The sequence below is a fragment of the Paraburkholderia sp. BL21I4N1 genome, assembly GCF_002973525.1.
GTDB lineage: Bacteria > Pseudomonadota > Gammaproteobacteria > Burkholderiales > Burkholderiaceae > Paraburkholderia.
In genome coordinates this window covers 1-3,937 of record NZ_PVEN01000046.1, presented here as the reverse complement: position 1 = coordinate 3,937, position 3,937 = coordinate 1, and the positions used below count along the sequence as shown (strand labels likewise).

Genomic DNA, 3,937 nt, shown 5'->3' with positions numbered 1-3,937 from the left:
GTGGAGCGTATTGCACGGGAAGCTCCCGCCGTCGGCTTCGAATTGCTACCACTTGCCGATGACCCCGATGAGGTTCTCCGGCGCGGCGAAGCCGATTTTCTTATCTTGCCGGAATTGTTCATGTCGAGCGCGCATCCTAAAGCGAAGCTGTTCGAGGAGACACTCGTGTGCGTAGGCTGCCGCACGAACAAGCAGCTATCAGGGCAGCTTACATTCGAGAGATACATGTCGATGGGGCACGTTTCGGTCAGGTTCGGACGTACGCGGCGGCCCTCCATCGACGAGTGGTTTTTGCTTGAGCACGGTCTCAAGAGACGGAACGAGGTCATCGTGCAGAGCTTTAGCATGATCCCGCCTATGCTAATGTCGCGCGCAGTTGTAAATTGATACAGCAACGCAGTTAGGAATTGATACACCTCGTTGTAGGGTTGCTCCTTTTGGGCGGCCCGTGATCAGCTACGAGGAGTACATGGAAATCGAGATTCTGCGTCGCCAGGGAAACAGCCTCCGGGACATCGCGGTCGAGACCGGCATGGCAGTCAACACAGTCAGGAAGTATCTGGAATCGGGTCCGCCGCAGCGTAAGGCCCGTCAGCCAGTCGTCGGCAAGCTTGCGCCCTTCAAGGCCTATCTGCAGGGCCGCGTCGAAGCAGCGAAGCCGGACTGGATTCCGGCGACGGTGCTCAAGCGGGAGATTGAGGCGCGCGGCTACACGGGCGGGTTACGCCGGGTGCAGGAGTATCTGCAGAAACTTCGACCCGCTGCACGGCCCGACCCGGTGGTGAGATTCGAGACAGAGCCGGGGCATCAGATGCAGATGGACTGGATTGAGTTTCGTAAGCCGGGGCACAAACTCGGCATGCTCGCGGCGTTCGTTGCGACGTTGGGCTACAGCCGCGTCAGCTATGCGGAATTTGTCACCGACATGCGTATCGAAACGCTGCTGGCTTGCCATGTGCGGGCATTCGAGGCATTTGGCGGCGTCGCCAAAGAGATTGTGTACGACAACATGAAGACGGTGGTCCTGAAACGCGATGCGTATGGCAAGAAACAGCATCGATATCATCCGGGGTTCGCTGACTTCGCCAAACACCATGGGTTCGTGCCCCGCGTGTGCAAGCCATACCGCGCGAAGACGAAGGGCAAGGTCGAGCGTATGAACGGATATCTGCGGTACAGCTTCTGGGTCCCGTTGGTTTCAATGCTCAAACAGGCAGGGCTCACAGCCGACTGCGGCGTGTGCAACGAGCGCGTCAGGCTTTGGCTGCGCGATGTCGCCAACGTCCGTGTGCACGGCACTACGAAACGCGTTCCGGCCGAGGTGTTGCTCGAGGAGCGGCCGCATCTTCTGCCACTGCCGGCACCCTACGTGGGACGATCGGTTAGAACGGGTGCGACGCCACATCAGCAGCCGAAACCAGCATCACGGTACGCGACCTCGGAGTGGAACAAACCGCTGCAGCACCCGTTGTCGGTCTACGACGCGTTCAGCTGCGCGCAGGAGGTAAGCGCATGACGCCACAGCTCGAACGACTGACTGTGTTGTGCAAGCAGCTTAATCTGCTGCACTTGCCGACACAGATTGCGCACCTCGGCCAGATGGCCGCGAAACGCGAGCTCGGCTATCTCGACTTCCTCGAACAGGCCTTGAAGGACGAAGCGATGGCACGTGCGGAGCGAATGCGCCGGATGCTGACGCGTCTGGCTGGCTTCCCGGCAATCAAGACGCTTGATGAATTCGACTTCGAATTCGCGCTCGGCGTACCGAAAGCACTGGTTCTCGAACTCGGCAGTCTTGCCTTTGTGGAGCGTGCCGAGAATGTCGTGCTCCTCGGACCCAGTGGCGTTGGTAAAACCCACCTTGCTGTCGCGCTTGGATATCGTGCAACGCAGGCCGGGTTTCGCACCCGCTTCATCACTGCCGCCGATCTGCTGATGCAATTGACGACAGCGTTGCGCCGTAACCAGCTGGAGGAAACCATCAAGCGGATCACGAAACCCTACAGGCTGCTGATCATTGACGAGATGGGATACCTGCCTATGGACCGGGAGCAGGCGAACCTGCTCTTCCAGGTGGTCGCCAAACGGTACGAAACCGGCAGTCTCATCCTGACCAGCAATCTGCCGTTCGGCCAGTGGGACCAGACCTTCGCCGACGATGCAACGCTCACGGCGGCACTCCTCGACCGGCTCCTTCATCACGCACACGTCGTGCCGATCTCCGGCGACTCGTACAGGCTGAAGGAAAAACGTCAGGCCGGCATGATCAACCGCATCCCACCGCCGCACCTAAACGACGCGGACGACGTCAAACGCAAACGCAATTCGAAGGAGGCAGCACTCAGCTAATAACCGTATCCGCAGGTGTATCAAATTCAAATTGCGTTTGCGTTCGAAGCTGTATCAACTTGAGATTGCGTTTGACACTAATAAACACTGACCGTATAGGGACTGTACCGGCTCCGGTTGTTTGGACACGCTTTTGCAGCTCAGGCGGCCAGCTTCATCAGCCGTTCCTGACGGGCCTCGAGGGGTGATTTGAAGCCCAACTTTTCCAGACGCCAGTCGCGATTGTATCGATCCTTGAACGCGATGGCGGCAGCACGAACTTCCTCCAGGTTTTTGAAGATGCGTCCATGAATAGCCTGTTCCTTCATTGTCCGGTTGAATCGCTCGGCGACGCCGTTGGTCTGGGGTTCGGCGACGAAGGCATAGCTCGGCGCGATGCCCCAGAACCTGATCTGGTTACGGAAGTCGTCCGATGTGTACTGCGAACCGTGATCCATACGCAGCGACAGCCCGCGGCCCGCATCGGCGAGCACGGAACCGAATTCGTCCAGCAGCCCCTGGGAGATCGGCTCGAGGGCAGCAAAGCGGTCGCCAGTCTTCGCGGCATGAATGCCGGTACACATGCCGTCGCAATGATCAACGGCCGAGAAGATCCACACCATGCCGTCGTCCACGGTCGCGATGCGCACGCCGTCGGTGCCCCACATCTCATTCGGGCAATCGGTGGTGATCCGGCCATCGTGAAGGTTGGGTTCGCCTCGCGCTTGCCGGTGTGGCGACAGCAGGCTGTGCTCGCACATCAGTCGCAGCACGCGGGTCCGGGAGACCCGGATGTCGTGCAGGATACGCAAGCGCGCCCAAACCTTGCGATGCCCCTCGCCGATGAAGGGGGAAGCCATCAGGTCGTCGCGGATGGCCTTCAGCAGGTCGGCATCGGGCATCTTCGGTTTCGGGCCGCGGCGGCCCGGGATGATCGGCACCACGTTGTCCGCTGTCCTCGCGCGGACAGCATAGATCGTCGAGCGGGGGAATCCGAGCACCTGGCAAACCCGTTGCAATCCAAAGGGCTTGTTCGCACTAACGGAGATCGCGCGGCTCATGTCGACGATCTCCGAGCGGTCAAAGGGCGACGGGCCTGCAGTTCACGTTCCTTACGCAGGATCTCGTTTTCCATAGACAACTCGCCGACGCGCCGCACGGCGTCATTGAGCCGGGCTTCCAGGGGATCGCTGGTGCGTGCCTTCAGGCCGGCCTCCATGCCGGCCAGTGCCAGCTCACGCCATTGCTCGAGCTCGGCGATCGTCACACCGACTTCACGGGACACGGCGTCGACGGGTTCGCCTCGCAGCAACCGAAGCACCACGCCGCGTTTGCGACCAGTCGGCCAACGCTTGACTTCGGCGGCGCCAGAGGCGCTTCCAGTCGCGCTACGCGCTCCTTCCAGCGCCTCTGGCGCAACCCCATTTGCATCCGTTTTCTTCAACATCAACAACTCCAGTTTGGGACCCACGTTTTACCCCAAATCTGTGTCCAGAAAAACTGGAGGCGCGGCAGACCGTATAGGGACGATGCCCTTCAGGCTGGCCAAGCATTTCGAAAAAACGATGCCTCTGCGGATCGTCGAACTTCCGCTGCCACTGCCCGCATT

The 3,937-nt window shown here is 60.0% G+C and carries 4 protein-coding genes and 1 pseudogene; 3 read left to right on the top strand and 2 right to left on the bottom strand.

What is annotated here, in order from left to right; genetic code table 11:
* The 3 genes and pseudogenes from B0G83_RS37805 to istB form a co-directional block, all read left to right on the top strand.
* Window positions 1–363: pseudogene (locus tag B0G83_RS37805) on the top strand (LysR family transcriptional regulator); the annotation flags it as partial.
* A gap of 106 nt (window positions 364–469) precedes the next feature.
* Window positions 470–1,516, top strand: coding sequence for an IS21 family transposase (gene istA / locus B0G83_RS37800; protein WP_105512339.1), 1,047 nt, complete (start codon window positions 470–472; stop codon window positions 1,514–1,516).
* Complete coding sequence (gene istB / locus B0G83_RS37795; protein WP_007176182.1) at window positions 1,513–2,349, top strand: IS21-like element helper ATPase IstB; 837 nt, start codon at window positions 1,513–1,515, stop codon at window positions 2,347–2,349. The genes istA and istB overlap by 4 nt, the downstream gene beginning before the upstream one ends.
* Window positions 2,350–2,489: 140 nt before the next feature.
* Here istB and B0G83_RS37790 read toward each other — a convergent pair whose 3' ends face one another.
* Window positions 2,490–3,389, bottom strand: coding sequence for an integrase core domain-containing protein (locus B0G83_RS37790; protein WP_105512337.1), 900 nt, complete (start codon window positions 3,387–3,389; stop codon window positions 2,490–2,492).
* A complete protein-coding gene (locus B0G83_RS37785) occupies window positions 3,386–3,775 on the bottom strand; it encodes a transposase (protein WP_105512338.1) in 390 nt (129 codons plus the stop codon). Before B0G83_RS37785 ends, B0G83_RS37790 begins: the two co-directional genes overlap by 4 nt.
* Window positions 3,776–3,937 lie beyond the last annotated feature (162 nt).

Excerpts from the sequence above, each read along its gene's own strand:
- B0G83_RS37790 (WP_105512337.1), bottom strand. The coding sequence starts at position 3,389 with ATGAGCCGCGCGATCTCCGTTAGTGCGAACAAGCCCTTTGGATTGCAA.
- B0G83_RS37785 (WP_105512338.1), bottom strand. The coding sequence starts at position 3,775 with ATGTTGAAGAAAACGGATGCAAATGGGGTTGCGCCAGAGGCGCTGGAA.
- istB (WP_007176182.1), top strand. The coding sequence starts at position 1,513 with ATGACGCCACAGCTCGAACGACTGACTGTGTTGTGCAAGCAGCTTAAT.
- istA (WP_105512339.1), top strand. The coding sequence starts at position 470 with ATGGAAATCGAGATTCTGCGTCGCCAGGGAAACAGCCTCCGGGACATC.